Origin of the sequence: Mycobacterium sp. (genome assembly GCF_052144515.1) — a bacterium.
Classification (GTDB): domain Bacteria; phylum Actinomycetota; class Actinomycetes; order Mycobacteriales; family Mycobacteriaceae; genus Mycobacterium.
This window is the reverse complement of sequence record NZ_JBKQQD010000164.1, coordinates 71,125-92,072: the sequence shown is the minus strand read 5'-3', so window position 1 is coordinate 92,072 and position 20,948 is coordinate 71,125. Positions and strand designations below refer to the sequence as shown.

General features: G+C 64.9%; 21 protein-coding genes and 2 pseudogenes. 5 read left to right on the top strand and 18 right to left on the bottom strand.

The window, feature by feature from the left end:
* Positions 1–10: 10 nt before the first annotated feature.
* The 5 genes and pseudogenes from ACLP9N_RS11180 to ACLP9N_RS11160 form a co-directional block, all read right to left on the bottom strand.
* Positions 11–898, bottom strand: coding sequence for a universal stress protein (locus ACLP9N_RS11180; protein WP_442407470.1), 888 nt, complete (start codon positions 896–898; stop codon positions 11–13).
* Between the two features lie 213 nt (positions 899–1,111).
* Complete coding sequence (gene fdxA, locus ACLP9N_RS11175; RefSeq protein WP_442407469.1) at positions 1,112–1,468, bottom strand: ferredoxin; 357 nt, start codon at positions 1,466–1,468, stop codon at positions 1,112–1,114.
* Positions 1,469–1,623: 155 nt separating this feature from the next.
* A complete protein-coding gene (locus ACLP9N_RS11170; protein ID WP_442407468.1) occupies positions 1,624–2,484 on the bottom strand; it encodes a universal stress protein in 861 nt (286 codons plus the stop codon).
* A gap of 159 nt (positions 2,485–2,643) precedes the next feature.
* Positions 2,644–3,655, bottom strand: a pseudogene (locus ACLP9N_RS11165) (Dyp-type peroxidase); the annotation flags it as partial.
* Positions 3,656–3,748: 93 nt separating this feature from the next.
* On the bottom strand, positions 3,749–4,582 hold the full coding sequence (locus ACLP9N_RS11160; RefSeq protein WP_442407480.1) for a DUF3097 domain-containing protein: 834 nt from the start codon (positions 4,580–4,582) through the stop codon (positions 3,749–3,751).
* 166 nt (positions 4,583–4,748) lie between these two features.
* On the opposite strand from ACLP9N_RS11160, the gene ACLP9N_RS11155 reads away from it, so the two are divergent.
* On the top strand, positions 4,749–5,048 hold the full coding sequence (locus tag ACLP9N_RS11155) for a DUF3349 domain-containing protein (protein WP_442407467.1): 300 nt from the start codon (positions 4,749–4,751) through the stop codon (positions 5,046–5,048).
* Here the strand turns inward: ACLP9N_RS11155 and ACLP9N_RS11150 are convergent, their stop codons facing one another.
* From ACLP9N_RS11150 to ACLP9N_RS11125, 6 genes are read right to left on the bottom strand one after another with little or no spacing between them, the layout of a single operon-like run.
* Positions 5,049–6,005 carry a patatin-like phospholipase family protein gene (locus ACLP9N_RS11150; protein WP_442407466.1) on the bottom strand — a complete coding sequence of 319 codons (957 nt, stop codon included), beginning with the start codon at positions 6,003–6,005 and terminating at the stop codon, positions 5,049–5,051.
* Positions 6,002–7,072, bottom strand: a complete 1,071-nt coding sequence (locus ACLP9N_RS11145; RefSeq protein ID WP_442407465.1) for an ABC transporter ATP-binding protein — start codon at positions 7,070–7,072, stop codon at positions 6,002–6,004. The genes ACLP9N_RS11150 and ACLP9N_RS11145 overlap by 4 nt, the downstream gene beginning before the upstream one ends.
* Positions 7,073–7,075: 3 nt before the next feature.
* Entirely contained in the window at positions 7,076–7,918 is an 843-nt protein-coding gene (locus ACLP9N_RS11140; protein ID WP_442407464.1) for a carbohydrate ABC transporter permease, read from the bottom strand.
* The gene (locus tag ACLP9N_RS11135; protein ID WP_442407463.1) at positions 7,905–8,831 is read right to left on the bottom strand and encodes a carbohydrate ABC transporter permease; all 927 of its coding nucleotides are present in this window, start codon (positions 8,829–8,831) and stop codon (positions 7,905–7,907) included. Before ACLP9N_RS11135 ends, ACLP9N_RS11140 begins: the two co-directional genes overlap by 14 nt.
* 7 nt (positions 8,832–8,838) lie before the next feature.
* On the bottom strand, positions 8,839–10,164 hold the full coding sequence (locus ACLP9N_RS11130) for an ABC transporter substrate-binding protein (RefSeq protein WP_442407462.1): 1,326 nt from the start codon (positions 10,162–10,164) through the stop codon (positions 8,839–8,841).
* Positions 10,165–10,189: 25 nt separating this feature from the next.
* Positions 10,190–10,387 carry a hypothetical protein gene (locus ACLP9N_RS11125; RefSeq protein ID WP_442407461.1) on the bottom strand — a complete coding sequence of 66 codons (198 nt, stop codon included), beginning with the start codon at positions 10,385–10,387 and terminating at the stop codon, positions 10,190–10,192.
* A gap of 154 nt (positions 10,388–10,541) precedes the next feature.
* Here ACLP9N_RS11125 and ACLP9N_RS11120 point away from each other — a divergent pair.
* Positions 10,542–10,858: pseudogene (locus tag ACLP9N_RS11120) on the top strand (DoxX family protein).
* A 6-nt stretch (positions 10,859–10,864) separates the two neighbouring features.
* Here ACLP9N_RS11120 and ACLP9N_RS11115 read toward each other — a convergent pair.
* The gene (locus ACLP9N_RS11115) at positions 10,865–11,665 is read right to left on the bottom strand and encodes a ketosteroid isomerase family protein (protein WP_442407460.1); all 801 of its coding nucleotides are present in this window, start codon (positions 11,663–11,665) and stop codon (positions 10,865–10,867) included.
* An 11-nt stretch (positions 11,666–11,676) separates the two neighbouring features.
* Positions 11,677–12,249, bottom strand: coding sequence for a pyrazinamidase PncA (pncA, locus tag ACLP9N_RS11110; RefSeq protein ID WP_442407459.1), 573 nt, complete (start codon positions 12,247–12,249; stop codon positions 11,677–11,679).
* Positions 12,250–12,326: 77 nt separating this feature from the next.
* Here pncA and ACLP9N_RS11105 point away from each other — a divergent pair, with 77 nt between their 5' ends.
* On the top strand, positions 12,327–13,184 hold the full coding sequence (locus ACLP9N_RS11105; protein ID WP_442407458.1) for a DoxX family protein: 858 nt from the start codon (positions 12,327–12,329) through the stop codon (positions 13,182–13,184).
* On the opposite strand, the gene ACLP9N_RS11100 is transcribed toward ACLP9N_RS11105, so the two are convergent.
* Genes ACLP9N_RS11100 through ACLP9N_RS11090 form a run of 3 tightly spaced genes read right to left on the bottom strand, consistent with a single transcriptional unit; the run spans position 13,153 to position 17,248 of the window.
* Positions 13,153–13,725: a gluconokinase gene (locus tag ACLP9N_RS11100; RefSeq protein WP_442407457.1), complete on the bottom strand. Its 573-nt coding sequence runs from the start codon at positions 13,723–13,725 to the stop codon at positions 13,153–13,155. The two genes, ACLP9N_RS11105 and ACLP9N_RS11100, sit on opposite strands and share 32 nt — an antisense overlap.
* Positions 13,695–15,725 carry a DUF7064 domain-containing protein gene (locus tag ACLP9N_RS11095; protein ID WP_442407456.1) on the bottom strand — a complete coding sequence of 677 codons (2,031 nt, stop codon included), beginning with the start codon at positions 15,723–15,725 and terminating at the stop codon, positions 13,695–13,697. The genes ACLP9N_RS11100 and ACLP9N_RS11095 overlap by 31 nt, the downstream gene beginning before the upstream one ends.
* A 5-nt stretch (positions 15,726–15,730) precedes the next feature.
* On the bottom strand, positions 15,731–17,248 hold the full coding sequence (locus ACLP9N_RS11090; protein WP_442407455.1) for a carboxylesterase/lipase family protein: 1,518 nt from the start codon (positions 17,246–17,248) through the stop codon (positions 15,731–15,733).
* 78 nt (positions 17,249–17,326) lie between these two features.
* Here ACLP9N_RS11090 and ACLP9N_RS11085 point away from each other — a divergent pair, with 78 nt between their 5' ends.
* Positions 17,327–18,031 carry a hypothetical protein gene (locus ACLP9N_RS11085; RefSeq protein WP_442407454.1) on the top strand — a complete coding sequence of 235 codons (705 nt, stop codon included), beginning with the start codon at positions 17,327–17,329 and terminating at the stop codon, positions 18,029–18,031.
* Here ACLP9N_RS11085 and ACLP9N_RS11080 read toward each other — a convergent pair.
* Together ACLP9N_RS11080 and ACLP9N_RS11075 are read right to left on the bottom strand one after the other, a co-directional pair.
* Positions 18,018–18,992 carry an SDR family NAD(P)-dependent oxidoreductase gene (locus ACLP9N_RS11080; protein ID WP_442407453.1) on the bottom strand — a complete coding sequence of 325 codons (975 nt, stop codon included), beginning with the start codon at positions 18,990–18,992 and terminating at the stop codon, positions 18,018–18,020. The two genes, ACLP9N_RS11085 and ACLP9N_RS11080, sit on opposite strands and share 14 nt — an antisense overlap.
* Before the next feature lie 2 nt (positions 18,993–18,994).
* The gene (locus ACLP9N_RS11075; RefSeq protein ID WP_442407452.1) at positions 18,995–20,206 is read right to left on the bottom strand and encodes a cytochrome P450; all 1,212 of its coding nucleotides are present in this window, start codon (positions 20,204–20,206) and stop codon (positions 18,995–18,997) included.
* A gap of 103 nt (positions 20,207–20,309) precedes the next feature.
* Between ACLP9N_RS11075 and ACLP9N_RS11070 the strand changes: the two genes are divergently transcribed.
* A complete protein-coding gene (locus tag ACLP9N_RS11070; protein ID WP_442407451.1) occupies positions 20,310–20,939 on the top strand; it encodes a TetR/AcrR family transcriptional regulator in 630 nt (209 codons plus the stop codon).
* The last annotated feature ends 9 nt before the right edge of the window (positions 20,940–20,948 follow it).

Below are 20,948 nucleotides of genomic sequence, written 5' to 3'. Positions count from 1 at the left end.
ACGGTAAAACTCACGATGGACGCGCGACGATCACAGGCATCCGGACGGAGTGCACGACTTTGTTGCTGACCGAGCCCAGTATCATCCGGCTCAAACCACCTCGGCCATGACTGCCGACAACGACAAGCTGTGCGGACTCTGATTTTTCGACGAGTTGACGCGCTGGTTCGTCGCATACGATCATTCGCTGCACCGTCACGTCGGGGTAGCGTTCATGCCAGCCCGCCAGCCGTTCGGCGAAACTACGCGACTCTTCTGCCAATACTTCCTCAAAGTTCAATCCCGGAAGTTCGAGAATTGGGACATCGCTCCATGCGTGCAGGGCTATCAGGTCCACCCCGCGACGCGACGCTTCGTCGAACGCGATCTCCGTCGCGAGTTCAGAGGCCGGCGAGCCGTCGATTCCCAACAGGACGGGAGCGTGCTGCGGATCGGGCATCAACGGATCTTCATCACGGACCACCGCGACCGGACAATTAGCATGCTGCACCACGCTCGAACTGACCGAACCGAGCACACCCCGGGCCAGCATTCCCTTGCCGGAACTGCCCACAACGACCATCTCGGCCTCATCCGACATCTTGACCAGGGCCTGAACTGGCGTCGAAAAGACGACCTCGCTCTTGCAGGCGACCTTCCGATCGGTCGGCATGGCGTCTTCGGCGATCTTGACCGCATGCGCGGCGGCTTTGCGCCCCTTGTCTTCCAGCCATACCCCCAAAGAGTCAGGGTATGGGACCGGCGGATAGGTCGCGGTCGGGGTTGTCACGACGCTCACCACGGTCAGTGGGATGCTTTTCATCGCCGCATCACGGGCCGCCCAACACGTGGCGACATTCGACGCCGGCGATCCGTCGACCCCCACGACGATACCGAGATGCTTTACGGGTGTGGACATTTCGTTCTCCCTTCGTCACAATCGACGTTATATACCGGCACCGCCATAGGTAAGGAGGCTTTAGTCCTCACCCACGCGGACCTGCGACCGACGTCAATCAGCGCTACCGCCTCACTGCAGGGATGAGCACGCCGCCGCCGAATGATGTCTTTGTCGGCCGGCGACGGCGTGCTCTAGTGGACGCTCGCGTGCCAAGGGGCGGAGTCGACGGCATTAATGACCGGGTGGCGGCCGCCGGGCTGTCATAGCCGCGACCAAGGGCGTGTCAACGCCGATCGGGCCCACCGCTGCAGCACCACCTGGCGAGCCGAGGGGAGCATCCCGGCCCGGCAGAATCTGGTGAAAAAACGCGGCGTTATCCTCACGGTGCTGTTGCTCATCGTCAGGAAGATCCCCTTCCCAAAAAATCGCGTCCATGCGGCAAATCAGTTTGCACGCACCGCAGTCCACGCACTCATCGGGGTTGATATACATCATTCGGGCCCCCTCGTAGATGCAGTCGGCGGGGCACTCCTGCACGCAAGACTTGTCCATCACATCCACGCAAGCGCTACCGATCACGTAAGTCATAGACGTCAAGCTACGCAACCCTTGTCGGCGATCGCGCCTGCCGAAGGGCCCTTACGGGAAGGACCAAATACCCGGGCTGCCGCCGCGTCGAACGCCGGCGTCCGTCGACGCCAACCAGTCATCCGCATTTTGTTGCAGTTTGCGCGATTTCACTGTCACAGGTATTGATGATCAACCACCAGCAGCGAGCAGTCCGCGTTGTGCAGCACAGCGTTCCCGGTAGGTCCGACGACCTGTCCCAGGTTCTCACGATCGCGAGCGCTGACAACGAGCAACTGCACCGATTGGCCGTTTTCGGCCAGGTAATCCAGAACGCCGCCGTGCACCGCCGAGCACTCCACCCGGACGTCCGGATAGCGTCGCGTCCAACGGGCAAGCCGACGATCCAGGTTGGCAAGTATCCGGCGATCGTCGTCCTCGGTTGCGCTGCCGATATCGCGGACCCCAGTTTGCCGACAGGTGATCGCCCGTAGCGGTGAGTTGCATAGTCGTGCCTCCTCGACCGCGATCCCCAGCAAGGCGCCGCTGTCGGCAGACCCTTCTGCGTCGACGACAACCCACCGTGTACGGCGTGCGGCCCGATCGCCCTGGCCCCGGATGATGGCCACCGGGCAGCGTGCCGATAACGCAAGGACCGCAGCGGTGGAGCCTACCCGCCCTGGCTGAAAGTGGTGTGCGCCGACCGCGCCGATACACAACATGGCGGCCGACGCCGAAGCACGGATCAACGATGTGATCGCCCGCTCCTGGGTGATCTCGACCTCGATCTTGACCGGCTCGCCGGCGGCCTCGGCAGCCATGAACGCGTAACGTATCGCGTTCTCTGCAATGGCCAGTCTGCGCGCCGCCAGCTCCGGCCGAACGGACGCGGCATCGTCGGGTTCGATCGCATACAACAATCGCAAAGGGATATCACGACTGACCGCCTCATCGATTGCCCACAGCGCGGCGCATACCGCCGCCTTCGAGCCGTCGATGCCGACGACGATCGACTCGGGTGTCGATGGTTTGTTCATCGTGCGGCTTCCGGGTTGGACTTCGGTTGGTGCCGTTAACAGGTCACCCGCAACACTATTGCTTTCGGAATCAGGCCTAGAGGGTCGTTGGTCCTCAGTTGGCCGCCATTGGTCCTAGCGAGCTGTCGTCGCTCCGGCCGTGGCTTTGGCAAGATTTGCTCAGCTGAATAGAACCTGGCCGATGTAGTGGCCTTCTTTAGGTGCGGGTGGCACTGCGAAGATGGCCGATCCGACGCGGCGGATGTACTCGTTGAGCAGGTCGTGCGCGCCGAGCCGATTCTGCAGACGGATGAAATTCTGGGGATCGTTTTGATACGAGACGAACAGCAAGCCGGCGTTGAGCAGGCCATTGGCGTCGAGGCCGTCGGTGTAGTTATAGGAGCGTCGGCGAATCATTATGCCGTCATTGTTCTCCCTGGCGGCCAAACCGACATGCGACACCGGATCGATGAGCAAGTTCCCGTTGGCGTCCTTGGCTCCGAAGTTCGGGGTGTCGAACTCCGCCTTACCGCTGAGCGGTGCTCCTTCTTCTTGGTACGGCCGAAAATCTTCTGCTGGTTGACGATTCGGTCGACATCCCACGTCTCCAGCAGCATCCGGATTTTGCGCACTACTTGGTAGGTTCCGCCGTTCATCCAGGGTTGGTCGCTATTGTCGACGCACACAAATCGGTCGTACTCCGCATTGGTGGCGACGTTGCGGGTACCGTCCTTGAACCCCAACAGGTTTCGCGGGGTGTGCTGGCCGGGCCCGCGGAGGCCCGTCCGAAGCCCAGTACCGCCCAGTACGGTGAGACGATGTTGCGGCCGAGGCGGGCCAGGTTGCGCACGGCGTGGTAACAGACCTGGGGGTCGTCGGCGCAGGCTTGCACCGAGAGATCACCACCGTGCAAACGTGGGTCGAGGTTGTCCCCGTTGAGCGAGGGCAGATCAGTGAAAGCCGCGGGCCGCCGCGCGGCGAGCCCGAAACGGTCGCCGAATAGCGAGGGTCCCAGCCCCACGGCGACCGTCAGGCTGGCGGGGCTCAGCCCGTAGGCCTCCCCGGTATCGGCGGGCGTTTGCACGTCGACCTGTGGCTGCACCGACCCGACGGGCTTGCCCTGCTGCAGGACCGCCGCCGCAGCCGACCAGCGCGCCAGCAGCGTTCGCAGATCGGCGCGCCCCGCGCCCGCCCGGTAGCGGCATCCCCGTGCGACGTCGGCATTGGCTGCGTACCCCGAGGTTGGCCAGCGCAAAGCATGCCGTGGTTTATGTCTCCAATGGTGTTACGAGTCCGGTTGGGTCACGAAGTCGATCAGCTCTTCGACCCGGCCGATCAGCGCCGGTTCCAGGTCGTTCCAGTCGCGCACCCGCGAACGGATACGACGCCACGCCCTGGCGATGTCCGCCTGGTTGGCATGTGGCAAGCCCAGCGCCTTACACGCACCGTGCTTCCACTCGATCTGCCGCGGCACGTCCGGCCAGGCCGTCAGACCGAGCCGCTGCGGCTTCACCGCCTGCCATATGTCGACGTTGGGGTGGCCGACGACCAGGGTGTCGGGGCCACCGGGTCCCCGGCGCACCGCATCGGCGATGCGCGCCTCCTTGGACCCGGCGACGAGGTGGTCAACGAGAACTCCGAGTCGGCGCCCGGGACCGGGCTGGAACTCGGCCACGATGCCGACCAGGTCGTCTACGCCACCGAGGTGCTCGACGACGACGCCCTCGATGCGCAGGTCCGCACCCCACACCTGCGCGACGAGTTCGGCGTCGTGGCGACCCTCTACATAGATCCGGCTGGCGCGGGCGACCCGGGCGCGGCTGCCGGGCACCGCCACCGAGCCGGACGCGGTTCGGGCCGCGGCGGCGGGCGCCGAACGACGCGGCGCAGTGAGGATCACCGGACGGCCCTCGAACAGATAACCGGGGCCCAGGGGAAACCCGCGGGTGTGGCCGTGCCGGTCCTCCAGGTCGATGCGGCCGTATTCGACTCGGACTACTGCGCCGACGTAGCCGGTCTGCGCGTCCTCGACGACCATGCCGAGCTCGACTGGATGTTCCGTCGAGCGCGGCTTGCGCCGGCCCGCGGCAAGCACGTCGGTTCCGTAGCGATCCACCACCCGGCAATAGTAGGAATCCTTGCCCGCAACCCTCGCGACGACGCGCCAGGCCCACGCAACCAAAGCGTTAAGGATTCAGCTGTATGCCCGATGAATCCATAAAATCGCCGCAAGTAACTGTGCTGTCGTAACCACCTGATAACGTGCCACTGCTACGTTGCTACGTATGTACTTGGCCGACAAGGTGGCACGGTTGGTCGCTTTTTTGCGCGCCGGTTACCCCACCGGCATGCCGTCCACCGGTTATGTGCCGCTCGCGGCTCTGTCGCGACGGCGACTTTGCGACGACGAGATCACCGCTATCACAAGCGAACTCATGATGCGTGGGCTTATCCCGATTAGCGGCCCGGTCAGCACCGCCGATGTCGGGGTGCACATCACCCGGATCACCGACGACATGCCCTCGCCGGATGACGTCGAGCGCATTCAACGTCGGCTCGAAGCGATCGGCTACGTGCGCGGATAGCTAAGACGATGTGGGCGGGCCGCCGCAGGCCACCAGATAGTTGGCGTAGTTCCACGTCTTCAAAAAGTCCCTGCCCGCCTGCAATCCGCGTTGATAGAGCGCTTCGCGTTGCTCGGCGGTGATGTCGAAGTCGATCGGGCTCACGTCCTGGGCGGGCACGAAGATGGTGCGTCGCACGGTGCACACATCGTCGATGTACGCGTTGTCCTGATTGCTCACCAGCGTTTCGATTCCGGCAATCCCCAACGACACCGGCCCATGCACCGGAAGGGTGGGCGGAATGCCGGGACGCGCGGACAGTCGGATGCCGAACGTCGGCCAACGCGGGTTGGGCCGGTCGAACAGCTCTACGGGAAAATCCGATAGCAGCCCGCCGTCGACCCAGGTAGCGCCACCGACCCGAACGGGCTCGAAGATGTACGGAATTGCCGCGGAAGCGTGCACCGCTCGTGCCACGGAGAAACCGTCCGGGTCGATGCCATAGGACTCGAGGTCCCATGGGATGCGCACCAGCCGGCGTCGGGACAGGTCGCTGGCGGTGACCACCAGCGACCAGGCGAACTGATCGGGCTCTTCGCCGGTGCGCAGGTCGCCGAAGGTGCGCACGCCTAGGTCAGCGAGCAGATCGGTCAGCAGCTCTTCGAGATAAGCACCCCGGTAGACCCCGTCGGAGACCAGCAACGACAGTCCCCCGCCGATCAGCGGGACATGCCCGATGAGATTGCGGTCCAGGAACTTCCGATAGTCGATCGAACGCATGATCTCCGCGATCCTCGTCAACGGTTTACCGGCGGCCTGCACAGCGGCAACCAGCGACGCGACAATCGCCCCGGCGCTGCTCCCCGCGACCCGGGGAAACTCATAGCCGGCCGTGCCCAGCGCGTCCACCGCACCGACCAGCCCGATCCCACGGACCCCACCGCCCTCGCACACCAGGTCCACGCGTGACGTACTCAAGAGATCCGTTCCCCGTCAACACCGAAGAAGTGCAGGTGCCCCGGTTGCGGGTGCAGAAGCACCCGGCTGCCCTTTTCGGGCGGGTTGTGGCCGTCGACACGCGCAACGACAGGCTGATCGATTACCTTGCCGGAACCGCTGATTCGACCGTAGAGATAGGCGTCTGCCCCCAGCTCTTCGACCACGTCGACCTCCATTTCAACACCTCGGTTGCCCAGTTCGAAGTGTTCGGGGCGGACTCCGACGACCACCTCGCCGACGTTGCCCGCGATCTCGCGCGGCACGCGGATCGGCCAATCCCCCAGCGACACAGCGGAATCAATGATCGGCAGGGTGAACAGGTTCATTGCCGGAGACCCGATGAACCCCGCGACAAAGACGTTGTCGGGGTTGCGGTACAGCTCACGGGGAGTCGCGCACTGTTGCAGCACGCCGTCGCGCAGCACCGCGACACGGTCTCCCATCGTCATGGCCTCGACCTGGTCGTGTGTGACGTAGACCGTGGTGGTGCCCAGTTGTCGCTGCAGTGCCGCGATCTGGTTGCGGGTTTGCACCCGCAGTTTGGCGTCGAGATTGGACAGCGGCTCGTCCATCAGGAACACCTGTGGGCGGCGTACGATCGCGCGCCCCATTGCCACCCGCTGGCGTTGCCCACCGGAGAGGTCCTTGGGTTTGCGATCTAGGAACGGTTGCAGATCAAGCAGATTCGCCGCGGCCAGCACTCGTTCCCGGATCTCGGGCTTCGGGGTTTTGGCGATCTTCAACGCGAATCCCATGTTCTGCGCGACCGTCAGGTGTGGATAGAGGGCGTAGTTCTGAAAGACCATCGCCACGTCGCGATCCTTGGGTTCGATGCGGGTGACATCTCGGTCCCCGATCCGGATACGGCCGGAATCCACCGTTTCCAGCCCGGCCACCATGCGCAACGACGTCGTCTTGCCGCATCCGGACGGGCCGACCAGGACGACGAACTCACCGTCGCCGACGACGAGGTCGAGACGATCCAGGGCCGGCCGGTCGGTGCCCGGGAACTGCCGCGTCGCTTGCTCGAAAGTCACTGAGGCCATGGGCTACCCATTGAGTCCAGTGACGGCGATACCACGGACAAAGGAACGCTGCGCGAACGCGTAGATGATAACCAGCGGCACCATGATCAGCATCGAGGTGGCCATGATTATCGGCCAACGCGCGACATATTCGCCCCGCAGCCGGACCAGTCCCAGGGTCAGCGTGGCCAGGCTGTTGCGCTGCAACATCAGGAGCGGCCACAGGAAGTCGTTCCAGACGTTGACCCAGGTGAGCACCGCGAGCACCATCACCGCCGGCCGGGCATGGGGCAGCAGGATCCGCCAATAGATCTGCCACGGCGAACAACCGTCCAGGATGGCCGCTTCCTCCAGGTCGGTCGGCAGCGTTCGGAAGAACTGGCGCATGAGATAGGTTCCAAAGGCGCTGCCGAACAAGCCCGGCACGATCATCGCCCACGGCGTATCGACCCACCCGACGGTCCGCATCAGGATGAACTGTGGGATCACGGTCACGGTCAGCGGCACCATCAGGGTGCCCAGATACAGAATGAACAGCGTGTCACGGCCGCGGAATTGCAGTCGCGCGAAGGCGTATCCGGCCAACGAGCAGAAAAAGACCTGACCGGCCGTCACGCATCCGGCGTACAGCACGGTGTTGAAGAACATGCGCCAGAACGGCATCAGCCCGAACACCTCGGTGTAGTTCGCCCACCGCGGGTGAGCCGGCAACAGCCTTGGCTCGGTAACCTCGCCTTCCCTCTTCAGGGAACCGGACACGGCCCAGGCGATCGGGAACAGCCAGCACCACGCGATGCCGATCAGCGCGGTGTAGACCAGCACACCACGAAAGACGTTGCGGGTGAACACTCGCTCAGCTGAGACCACGAGAAGTCTCCCAAGACCGTTGCCGCGTGAGCCGCAACTGCACCAGAGTCAGCACCAGCAGGATGGCGAACATCACCCATGCCAGTGCCGACGCGTAGCCGAATTCCAGGAAGGAGAAAGCGTGCTGGAACAACATGATGCCCAGCACATACGTCGCGGTTTCCGGGCCGCCATTCGCGCCGTTGAGGACGTAGACCATGTCAAATGCCTGGAACGCGTGGATGATCGATATGACGCCCACAAACGTAATCGACCCACGGATCAGCGGCACCGTCATGAACACGAACTGCCGTATTTCGCCCGCGCCGTCGATCTTGGCCGCCTCGTAGACGGTTTCGGGCACGCCTTGCATCGCCGCCAGCAAAATCACGGTGGCGAAGGGCACGCCCCGCCAGACGCTGACGATGCACAGCGACACCATGGCCCATCTGGGTTCGACCAGCCATGGGATCGGGCCGATCCCCACCCAGCCCAGCATGATGTTGAGCAGCCCATTGTCCGTGTTGAAGACGAACTGCCAGACCACCGCCATCACCACCGACGAGATCGCCAGCGGCAGAAAGACGATGGTGCGAAAGACGCCGATACCCTTGACGGTCCGATTCAGCACGGCGGCCACCACCAGGCTGATCAGCACGGTGGGCACGACCGTGCCCACGGTAAAGATGACGGTGTTGCGGATGGCGATGAGAAAGAGCGGGTCGGACGCGAGGTCGTGGAAGTTCCTCAGGCCCACGAACTTCGGCGGCCTGAACACGTCCCATCGATGAAAGCTCATGTAGAACGAGAACCCGAGGGGAAACAGCATGAACACGGCGACCGCTGTCAGGTTCGGTGCGACGAAGAGGCGACCGGCCCAGGCGCGGCGGCGCCACGGGGCGGACCTTCTGAGACGTGTATCGACCCTGGTCATGGCTTTGTCATGGAGTTCTCAGCGCCTCGTCGAGGACGGGCGGCAGCCCCCGCAGCGATGTCGCGGGCCGGGATCCGCGCAGCACCGGGCCGAAGTTGCGGTCCATCAAGGCGACGATCTTCTCCCAGGCCGGGGTGACCGGCAGTCCCTCCGAGTATGCCGGTCCCTGGGTGAGCACGGCGAGGTTGCCGACGTTCTGGTGGGCTTTGGCGAATCCGGTCGAGTTGAGCGCGGACCGCAGCACCGGTACGAAGAGGCTGGATTCACTGATCAGCGCCTGCCCTTCGGGGCCGGTCACGAATTTCACGAATTCCCATGCCTGCTCCTTGCGTTGGCTGCTCGTGGAGATGGCCAGCCCGGTGGAACCAATATTGGAGTGGGCAGGCTGTCCCTGCCGTCGTGGCCCTACCGGCAACGGGGTGACATCGAAATCCAGGCCGTCGGCTCGAATGAAGGTCTGGTATCGCCAGTGGCCACCCATCGCGATCGCCGCCCTGCCCGCCGCGAACAGATCGGGCGTGGACATCGACTGCACCTCGGATGCGTCGGGCGCCACCTTGTGCTCGTTGGCCAGGTCGGCGTAGAACTGCACCGCCTCGATGAAGGCGTCGTCACCAAAATTGAAGTGGGTCGGGTTCTTCAGCGGGGTGGCCCACGGTACCCCGTTATTCATGCCGAACAGCCCGGCCGAATAGTACGAGAACCACATGTTGACGAAGCCCCATTGGGTCGTCCGTCCGGATGCGTTCCGTTTGGTCAGAGCTGTGGCGGTGTCCAGGAACTCCCCGAAGCTCCACGGCTGCTCCCACGTTCGGGACGGCGCCGGCACGCCGGCCTCGGCGAAAAGCCGCTTGTTGTAGAACAGGTAGTTTCCGGACCATTGCTCCGGTAGCGCGTACTGACCTCCCTTGAACGCGAAGGAGTCATACAGAGCCTCGACGCTGTCTGACCGCAGTTGTGCTGCGAAGGCTTGGTCGCGGGCCAGCAGGGTATTGAGGTCCAGCAACACCCCCCGGGCGGCGAGTTCGGCGTAGGTCAAGTCCCACGCCATCATCACATCCGGGCACTTGCCGCCGGCGCAGAATGTCGCAAGCTGCTGCATCACGCCCGGAGCGGACAACACCGGCCGAACCTTGATGTCGGGATGGCGGTGCTGGAATTCGTCGATGATGCGCAGCCGGACGTCGCGCTCGTCCGGATTGGCCGCAAAGAAGAAGGTCAACGCGTCCTTGTCGTCGGGAGCGCAGCCGGCCGTCCACGGTGCCAGGGACGCCGCGGTGAGCGCACCAGCGCCCCGCAGCAAGTTCCGCCGTCCGAACGGCCTATCGAGCATCGTGCTCCCCTTGGCCCATCACTTTTTAATGTCCTTGGTACCCGATGGGCATGTGGCAATTCTGAGACGGCCAGCACGGCAGTGTGAGAACCACCCGGCGCAGGTGGTCGGCGTCGCCGGTGATGTCGATCGTGTGAGTGCGATTGTCGTCTCCGACGCCGATCTGCAGCAGCGCTTGCGCGCGCCCGCCGACGGGAGTCGTCAAGTAGATGACCGCATCCATCGAACTCTCTGTCCACGCAAGGAGACCTGCACTAATGAACCTACCGAGACCCTACCGATTGGGTAGCCGCACCGCGCTGTACGGCCATTCGGACTCGCCGCTGCGGAAACAACTGCACGACAACGTATTGACCAAGGCAATACGGACCTGACCCATGGGCACCACGTGTGTCGTGATTACGTTGACCACCGCGATCGTCACCGCCGGAATCGCCGTCGTCGACTTCATCGGCGCCCGACTCGTGCTGGCCAATTCGGCCGAGATCGGGGTGCCGCATTGGTGGCTAACTGCGCTGCGTGCGGTAGAGCCCACCGGGGCCGACGGGCTGCTGGTCGGCCTGTCGGCCTGGTGTTGTTCTGCGTCGGGGCGGTGCTGACGCACCTCAGGGCCCGTGTGCTCTACAACATCGCATTTCCGGGCGGCTACTTGTTGCCCTCGGCCGCATCGCTCGCGCTGATGGTTGCGCCCTGAGACAGATCAGACGGGAAAGTACCGGATCCGGTTGATCGCAGTGCCCCGCCAGGCGACATCGGCGAACACGATGCCGCGCCCGTGACCGGAGTTGAGCGAGACCGCGACCGTGGGCCCCGCCCCGATCGCCTTGGCCCAACTCGCCCCATTGAGCTGCGCGACCAGCTCATCGAGATCGATCGGGTCGCTATCGCCCAAAGTTATTGCGGCAGTTAATGACAGCGCACGCGCAGCGGCGAACCTGTCCCCGCGGGTGACGGCGTGCAGGAACTTTTCCACCAGCTCCTTATGCTTCGAACCAACCCGGCGAAAGCCGGTCATGAAGCCCGCGGCGCCTTTCAGTCCCTGGTTGCTCAGCAGATTTCGCGAAAGTTGGAGGCCGGGCGATATCGCCCCGGAGCCGGATCGCAGGAACCGCAGCATCATGGCCGGCAGCTCCCAGTAAGCTCGGAGCACGGCAATCCGCCACTCGCCGTTGGCTTCTCGGAGGTCATAGCGCAGAAACGCGGGGATGTACATCGTCACCGACGGACCCATTGCCACTTCGAGCTCGAGGTCACGCAGGACCGCCGTGCCGAAGACGATATCGAGATCGCGGTGAAACTTGATGTTGCGCGGACCGATGAAGGTGTCATAGAAGCGGCCGATCTGCGCGGTTCCGAGGTGTGGCCGCGAGCCGACGGGGTCTTCGATCCGGCCGTCGGCGGTGAACAGTCCCACCCAGCCGGCGCGGTCGTGCGCAGCGGCCGCCTGCGGCGACCGCTCTACCGCGGCCATGAGATGCGCCCGATCCAGTGGCACCACCATTACGCCCCCTCTTAAAAACCCTCTGGTAAACCCTCGACCACTTCGATGCCGGCGATCCGCATCTCCGCCAGCGCCGCCGTCGCCGAATCAGCGGCCACGGCCACCGTCAGGTTCAGCAGCACCCTGGTGGCCAACCCGGCGCGTGCCGCGTCCTCCGCGGTGCGGCGGACGCAATGGTCGGCGGCAATACCCACGACGTCGACCTCGTCGACGCCGCGCTGCTGCAACCATTCGAGCAGCGGTGACCCGTTCTCGTCGACACCCTGGAAACCGCTGTAACCGGCGTCGTAGGCGCCTTTGTGAAAGACCGCTTCGATCGGGGTGGTGTTGAGGTCGGGGTAAAAATCGGCTCCGGAGGTGCCGGCGATGCAGTGCGGTGGCCACGACGTCACATAATCCGGATGGTCGGAGAAGTGGTCACCCGGGTCGATGTGGGAGTCTTTGGTCGCCACGACGTGCTGGTAACCGGAGTCCCCGGCCAGATAGTGGTTAATCGCGGGGGCCAGGGCGGCACCGCCCGCCACCGCCAGCGAGCCGCCCTCGCAGAAGTCTTTCTGTACGTCGACGATGATCAACGCCCGCACGCGGTCCACCCTAGCTCCAACCAAGCCTCGTCGTGCCGCGCGGTTTATTTGCAGATCAGACGGGTAACCAAGCTGCCATGGTGCTCCGGAAAATCGCGCGACCCCTGTTGTCAGTGGCATTCATCGGCCAGGGAGTCAATTCACTGCTCAATCCTAAATCCGCCGCGGAAGCCGCGGCGCCGGCCGTGGACGGCCTGCAGGCGCTACCTGACCCCGTTGGCAGCCGTATTCCGAGCGACCCCGAGACGGTAGCGAGAATCACCGCGACCGTTCAGGTCGGTGGCGGTCTGTTGCTTGCTACCGGAAAGCTGCCGCGTGTCGCCTCGGCCGCACTCGCGCTGACGGTGCTACCGGCCAATCTCGGGACACACTCGTTCTGGAACGAACCCGACCCGGAGCTCAAAGGCCAGAAGCGCCAGCAATTCCTCACCGACCTCAGCCTGGTGGGCGGGCTATTGATTGCGTCGGCCGACACCGCGGGCAAACCCTCACTGGGATGGCGCGGCCGTCGGGCTGCGCAGCGGTTGTCCGAGCGGGTGTCCTCGGCGCTGCCCGGATCCGACGACGCCGATTTCGCGGAACTCGGCGAGAAGATCGTGCACGGCTTACAGGTCGGTGCCGAACGAGGCCGCGAATTGGCCAGCGCCGCCGCCGAAAGAAGCGCACCCTACGCCGAAGCAGCTCTCGAGCGGGGCCGCGAACTGGCCGGCACCGCCGCCGAAAGGGGTGCGCCCCTGGCCAAGAAGGCACGCAAACGCGGCGAAAAGTTGGCCGACACTGCGCGTGTGCGTGGCGCCGAGCTCGCCGAAAGCGCTCGGGTACACGGCAGCCAGTTCGCCGACACGGCGGTGGCGCGGGGCAGTGACTTTGCCGACGCCGCCCGCGAACGAGTCGGCGACGAGATCAAGAGCCGTCGTCGCAAGCGCCCCTGGTAATCCGTGCAAGGAACGCAGCGACTACGACGTGAGGGCCCTGGGGATCCTGGGCATCCTCACCGAGGTCGATGACGACCCCACGCTCGTCGGCACCAAGCGGTTCCAAAGCGTCGAATTGCGACCGCAGCAGTGCGGCCGGCATGACATGACCTGACCTGGCGGCCAATCGGCTGCCGATGAGTTCCAGTGAACCGCGCAGGTGCAAGAACTCAACCCGCGGACAGTGCGCGCGCAGCTGGTCGCGGTACTTGCGCTTGAGCGCCGAGCATGCCACCACACCGCCCCCGCGGTGGTCGGCCAACCACCGGCCGACCTTATCCAGCCAGGGGTAGCGATCATCGTCGTCGAGCGGTTCGCCGGCGGCCATCTTGGCGATGTTGGTGGGCGGGTGCAAGGTGTCAGCGTCGACGAAGGGCACCCGCAACCGTTGCGCGAGGGCGGAACCCACCGTCGACTTGCCCGATCCGGACACACCCATCACCACGATGGGCGCTCCGTCGGGGACCGCGCTTAGGTCTGGTCCGTGAGGTTGCGATTCCATTCCATCCAGCCGACGCCGGTGCGGCCGTCCGCGGTAGTGACACTGACCCAAGCGCGCGGGAATTGGCTCACCCGTCCGTCGGGGGCGGTCAAGCTCACCGGCGCCTGGCCGCGCATCTCAACGTCACCGGTGATCTCGCCCGGGTCCAGACTCAATGTCGCGCTCAGCGGTAGCCCGTTGTCGCCGAACGCTTCCCCACTACTCACCGTTTCCAGTTCGGTCAGCTTGCCGTCGCGATCCTGGACGTAGCCGACACTGACGGCGGGAATGCCGGGAATCCGGATGTTCACGCCGTGCAGGTGGGTGCCGTCGTCGAGGTGCACTGCGCTCCACATCCAGTCCATGCTCCACCAGTCACGCACCCCCCACGAGTGATCGCGTTGTCCTGGAACGGAATTCACGTGGTAGCTGGTGTCGCCGACAGTGACGGTGCCGGACACGGTGCACGGGATCTCGTAACGCGTGGTCAGCCGATACTTGTAGGGCGTGCCGTCGGTGGCCCACTCCAAATTCATCGTCATCTCGACCGGTGTTCCCGGCTCGCCGCGCAGCAAGGCCGACGGGTCCGAGTAAGCCTGAGCCCGCCCCCGCAGGTCGACACGGTAGGTCTGCAGCGGCGCGTTCGCGGAGTGGTTGAGTTCGAAGGCGTCGGTGCGCAGCGCCCACGGGTCGGCGGTCAGCGGGACTTCGCCGTCGACGACGGCGACTGTCGGCAGGTCGGGACCGCACAGCAGCGCGTGCACCCACGCCGTCTGCTGGTTCGCGACCAGACCGATGCGGAACCAGCCGCCCAATCCCTGTGCGGTGTCGGCGAAGTCGGCATACCAGCTCTCGCTCCACAACGATTCGGCGGTCGCGGTGTGGGCGAGTTCGTCCTCCTGGGACGGCTGCAGCGGCTCCGGCTTTGCCGCGCCCGGGGCGGCAACTGGGAGGGCCGCCAATGCGTCGGTATGCAGCACATGGTCGCAATGCCGTTGCAGCATCGTCATGAACATCTGGTCGCCTCGTTCGGTGCGCTCCACCAGCATCGAGGAAACGATCGCCATCATCACACCGAAAAAGCTTTGCCGGCGCACACCTTCGCGGACCTCGGCGAGGCTGATCGGCGCCCCGGGCCCCAGCGCCTCGTGATACGCCAGCAGCAAGGCGTCGTAGTGCTCACGCCGATCCTGCGCCGGCAGCGCGGTACCGAGAAAGTACGCCAGGTCGGTCAGCGCGGGACCCCAGGAAACGGTCTGCCAGTCGACCACCGTCAGCGCCCGGTCGGCTCCGGCCGTGCCGAACAACATGTTGTCCAGCCGGTAGTCGCCGTGCACCAGGCCTCGCATCTGCCCCGCTACGGCCTCCACATACCCGTCGAAAGCGCCCACCAGGCGCTCACACACGAAGCGATGGTTCGGCGCGATCTGCTCGCCGTAGCGGTCGACGAAGCCCGCATACAGCGGGGTGATCATCGCCTGATTCAGCGGCGACTCACGATTGAGCCACGACGCTTCGGCCAGCGCGGTGTCGCCGAGCAGCGGACCCTGCAGCCGACCCAGCTCGAGAACGCCGAGCCTGGCCTGTTCTGTTGTGGCACCAGCGATTTCATCACCGACGACCGCGGGCCCCGCATCGCCGAGCAGCAGATCGAACACCCCCGTCGAGGTGTCGACCGCGGCGTGGTAGCACGGCGCTATCGGTCCCCCGATGCCCGGCGCGATGTCGCGATAGAAGCAGACTTCGCGCTCGTAGAGACCCAGAGCCAATCCGGTCTGGCGGCTTACCGGATCGGTCGCCGCGACCTTCAGCACTACCGAACGTGGCCCATCAGAGCCGGCGTCGGCATACTTCAGCGCCACGCGATAGCACTCGCTCATCTGACCGGTGCCGATGCGCTCTACGGCGAAAGCGACCACTGATCCAGCGGCTCCGGCTCCTATCTTGTCAGACAGCCATGAGGCGGTGAGGTCCTCGGGCCGTTCCAGGACCTGGTCGTCTTGCTCGGTGTTGGGGGTCATGAGGGTCAGCGTGCCAGGGAGAAGCCGAGCCAGGCCATCCGGCGGTCCGCATGCGGATCGAACTCGACGCGGGACTTGTGGTCGATGACCATCACGGCACGGTCGTCGAGAGTGTAGAGCGGCCAGTCGTCGCCCGGCACCCCGCTGCGGCTGAAGGAGCGCCAACGCCGCTGCACCTGGTTGCTGACCCGCAACGCGGCGCGCCGATCGGCCGCAGCGGTCAGCAACGCGCCCAACCTGGTGCGGTAGACATCGAAGACGGCTAACAACTCGGTGGCATGGGTCGCCCCCAGACCCGACCAGCGCAGCGTCCGCGGAGCGAAGTCATACCGGTACAGGTAGGTGGGCGCGCGTCCGCTGTGGGCTTCGGCGATCTGCCAGGCCGCCGAGCTGAACGCGAAGTCGCCGCCGAGCTGGATGCACGCCGACGACGCGGGGTAATCCGGGTAGGCCGCGGTAATGCGTTCGCGGGCAGCCGGTTCCGTGTCGGCTAGCAACTCTTCGATCATTGATTGGTTGGTCGGCAGCATTCGCAGGAAGCGGGTGAACAACCGGCCCTCTTCGGCGTTCGTTCCCACGATGAGCGGCACCCGATGCGCCCGACCGGACCGCATCGCCTCGACGGGGTCGGTAGGCAGGCAGTCGTCGCCAATGACCGGTCCAATCGGGAAGGCGCCCAACCTTTGTTCCATGCCCTGCTCGATGAGGCGGTGTTGTGCCTCCACCAGTTGGGCCGCGGATGCCTGCACCAGCGCTTTGGCGGCGCCCTGGCCGCGCACGCCGAGCAGGGCGGCGAACCGGCCGGCGAACTCGTCGGCAATTTCCTTCGACCGCACCAGACCCGACGCCGGGCTCTCCGAGATCGCGCGGGCGAACAGGCCTTTGGCCGCGGGCACCGCCAACAACGTGGCGGTGATGCACGCACCCGCGCTCTCGCCGAAGATGGTGACATTGCCCGGGTCACCGCCGAACCCCGCGATGTTGTCCCGAACCCACTGCAGAGCCAGCACCAGATCACGCAGATACAAGTTGCTATCGATGGTGACGTCGGGAGTCGACAGCGACGACAAGTCCACACAGCCCAGCACGCCGAGCCGGTAGTTGACCGATACGTACACGCAGCCGCGGCGCGCCAGCGCGGCGCCGTCGTATATCGGAGTCGCTGAGCTGCCCATGATGTACCCGCCGCCATGGATGAACACCATCACCGGCAGCGGTTCTTCGCTGGGCTTTTCGGGGGTGACGACGTTGAGGGTGAGGCAGTCTTCGCTCATGGGCTGGTACCTGCCTCCGTAGCCCGAGAGGCCGACCAGGGTGTAGCGACGCTGTTGGGGCGCGCAGTTGGTGAAGCCGTGGCAGTGCCGCACCCCCGACCAGGGCTGGGCGGGCAGCGGCGCCCGGAATCGTAGCCGCCCCACTGGCGCCTGGGCATAGGGGATGGATCGCCAGCGGTTCACGCCGTCGCGGGTGAAGCCTTCGACGGTGCCGGTGGCCGTGTGCGCGCGGACGGTGCGCTCATGCATAACCCGACGGTAGCCGACACTGCGGATGTAGGGCGCGCGGAGCGCACAAATCCGGCGCGCGACGGTTAGCCTGGCGGGATGCGGATCGCCGTCCTGGTCGCAGTGCCTTTCCTAGTTGGCGGGCTGGTCGCCGCATGCTCAACCGCGGGCAATAACCACTCGGGGCAGACGTCGACCACCAGCCAAGCATCTGCGACGACAACCACCGGCCCGTCAGGCAGCAAACCGCCGGCCGCGTCGACCGCGCCGGCTGTGCCTGCTGAGGGGGCCCCGATCTCCGACGTCGTCGCCTGGATCGAGGCAGGTCACCCCGCAGATCCGGGCCACTATCACAACGCGACGCGCGAAGGCGCGACCACGTCACTCGGTGACGACATCGCGTTCACCGCCCAAGCGAGCAAAGTCGCCTGCATGACCGATTCCAAACACACCGCCGGCGCGCTGGTCTGTCTGGTCACGCTGAGTAATCCCCCGCCCCCGCCCGCGACGGCCTACGGAGAGTGGAAAGGCGGCTGGGTCGACTTCGACGGAACGAACCTGCAGGTCGGGGCGGCCCGTGGCGATCCGGGCCCCTTCGTCAACGGCAACGGACCCGAGTTAGCGAACGGGGACTCGGTGTCATTCGGTGACTACCGTTGCCGCGCCGACCAATCCGGCCTGTTGTGCGTGAACTACGCCCACCAGTCGGCGGCACGGTTCAGCACCGCCGGCATCGAGCCGTTCGGCTGCCTGCGGTCGGTGCCACCGCCCGATGGCGTCGGAATCGCGTTCAGCTGCTCATGATGGTCGCGAACAGCTCGCTCATCTCGTCAGCGGGTCCGCCGGGCACGGTGTAGCCGGCTTCGTCGCGGATCTCGTCGAGGTGATCGCGCACGTCCTCGATGGACAGCGCCGGACTGTAGAAACCGTGCGTGCGCCCGATAAAGAAGCGGGCAACATGCCCGGCGCCCACGGTGTAGATCTCCCCGGAAACGCGACAATCCCGGTGGGCGAGAAACGCCACCACCGGAGCCACCAGTGCCGGATCCAGCTTCTGAAGGTATTGGCCCACAAGCTCATCCAGTACCGCCTGCGCCGACGCATCATTTTTTACGGCCGGCTGGCCGGTTGCTGTGTCAACAGAGTGCGCCAGCATCCGGGTGTAGGCGATCGGGGCGAGGGCGTTGACCTTGATGTCGTGGCCGGCTCCTTCGGCGGCCAGCACTCGCGTCAAGCCGATCAACCCGGTCTTGGCCGCCCCGTAGTTGCTCATGCCTTCGGCGCCCAGGATTCCCGCGGCCGAGCAGGTGTTGACGATCCGACCGTACCGTTGCTCGCGCATCACTTTCCAGGCCGGCCGCGTCACGTGGAACGCGCCCTTTAGGTGCACGTCCACCAGGGGTTCGAACCGTTCGGGGGTCATGTCCTCAAACGGTGCGTCGCGAACGATTCCCGCATTGTTGATCACGATGTCGACTCGGCCCCAGGTGCGCAAAGCGGCGTCGATGATCGCCGCTCCTCCTTCGGGACTGGTGACGCTGTGGCTATCGGCGACGGCCTGACCGCCTTGCTGCCGGATCTCCTCCGCGACGACGGTCGCGGCGTCGGCGTTCGAGCCATCCCCTGTCACCGACCCGCCGGTGTCGTTGACCACGACGCGCGCACCGCGCGCGGCAAGGAGCAACGCGTACTGCTTACCCAAGCCGCCACAGGCGCCGGTGATCACGGCAACCTGCCCGTCGAACCGCAGCTCACCAATCGACATCGTCACCAGCTCACCGGAAGTTCTTTCATGCCGTAAATATCGGCCTCTTTGAACCTCAGCTCGTCCGGCGATACCGCCAATTTCAGCCCGGGTAGCCGCCGGGCCAGCGTGGTGAATGCGACCTGCATTTCCACGCGGGCCAGGTTCGCTCCGATGCATTGGTGCACACCGTAGCCGAAACCCAAGTGTCCGCGGGCATTTCGATCGACGTCGAAGGCTTCCGGGTTGTCGACGAACTCGGTGTCCCAGTTCCCGGCGGGCAGGTTCATCAACACCCAGTCCCCGGCGCGGATCAACTGGCCGCCGAGGGTGAGATCCGCGGTCGCCACCCTGTCGACCTGGCTGTGCACGATGGTGAGGTAGCGCATCATCTCTTCGACGATGTTCGCGATGACGGCCTGTTCGTCGGTCTGAGCGAGCCGCTCGAAGACATCCGGATGCTGCAGCAGCACAACCGTTCCCAGCGAGATCATGTTGGCCGTGGTTTCGTGGCCGGCCTGCATCATGATCACCGCCGTCATGGCGGCCGTGGCATGGTTGAGCTGGCCGGTCGCCACGTACTCGGTGAGCAGACGGCTGATCAAATCGTCGCCGGGTTCGCGCTCTTTGCGGTAGACCAACTCCTCAATGTAGGAGTACATCGCCCCAAAGGCCGCTCCCTTCTGCTCCTCGGTCGACCTGACGTCCAGTCCGACAGTGGTGTGGTGTTGGAAGGGGCCGAGATCTTCGGGGGGCACTCCCAGCAACAGCGCGATCACCAATGACGGCACCGGCAGGGCAAAGTCACGCACGAGGTCGGCAGGCGGGCCGTTGCCGATCATCTCGTCGAGAAAGTGGTCGACCAATCCCTGGATCTGTGGCCTCATCGCTTCGCAACGCCGGAAGGTGAAGTTAGTGGTCAGCATGCGCCGCAGCCGGTGATGCTCGGGATCGTCGGTCCGCGCGAATACCACAGGGATCTTGTTGTCGGCGTCCGTTGGCATGATCGCGTCCGGGAGAGTCTTCGCGGACAGGCACGGATCGACCAGCGCCGCTTTGATGTCCTGGTAACGGCTCACCATCCAGGTCGGCTGGCCATGGTACATCGCTCGTTTGAGGCCCGGCTCTTTCCGCCAGTCGACGAATTCAGCCGGGGGTCGCAGCGGGCAGCCCGCATCGCGCGGGACTGGGATGACGGGAAGATCCGTCTCGGAAGTCTCGGAAGTTGTTGACATAGAAGGAGTTTCCTATTAAGTGTCAGTGATCTGCCAGTTGATAAACGTGGTACGAGCGTAAAGCCACCCTTTCTAGCAGTCAACTGTCAGTTAGGCTGTCGTCATGACAGCGGTGGAATACCGGCCGTTGCGAGCTGACGCGGCCCGCAACGTGGAGCGAATTCTGCGCGCCGCGCGGGACATCTACGCCGAGCTCGGGCCAGATGCACCCGTTGAGACCGTCGCCCGGCATGCAGGAGTAGGCGAACGAACGCTCTACCGCAGGTTTCCGACAAAGGCAGACCTGGTCCGGGCGGCCCTGGATCAAAGCATCGCCGAAGATCTCACGCCGGCGATCGACGAAGCCCGGCGTGCGAGTGACCCGCTGCGTGGCATCGCCCAGCTGATCGAGGCGGCGATATCGCTGGGCGCCCGCGAACACCACCTCCTGAATGCCGCGCACCGAGCCGGATCGCTGACCCCCGATATCTCGAACTCGCTGGACGAGGCACTCAACGACCTCGTCCGCCGCGGCCAAGAGACCGGCCGGGTTCGTGCAGATCTGGTCGCCGATGACATACCGCGCCTGATCGCGATGCTCTACAGCGTGCTGTCGACGATGGATTCAACGAGCGATGGCTGGCGACGCTATGTCGCCCTCATTCTCGATGCGATCTCGGTCGGCGAACGACAGCCGCTGCCACCGGCCGCTGCTTTCCGCTATGCGCTGCATCCGAACAGCTGGCCCCTGTGAAGCTGATCA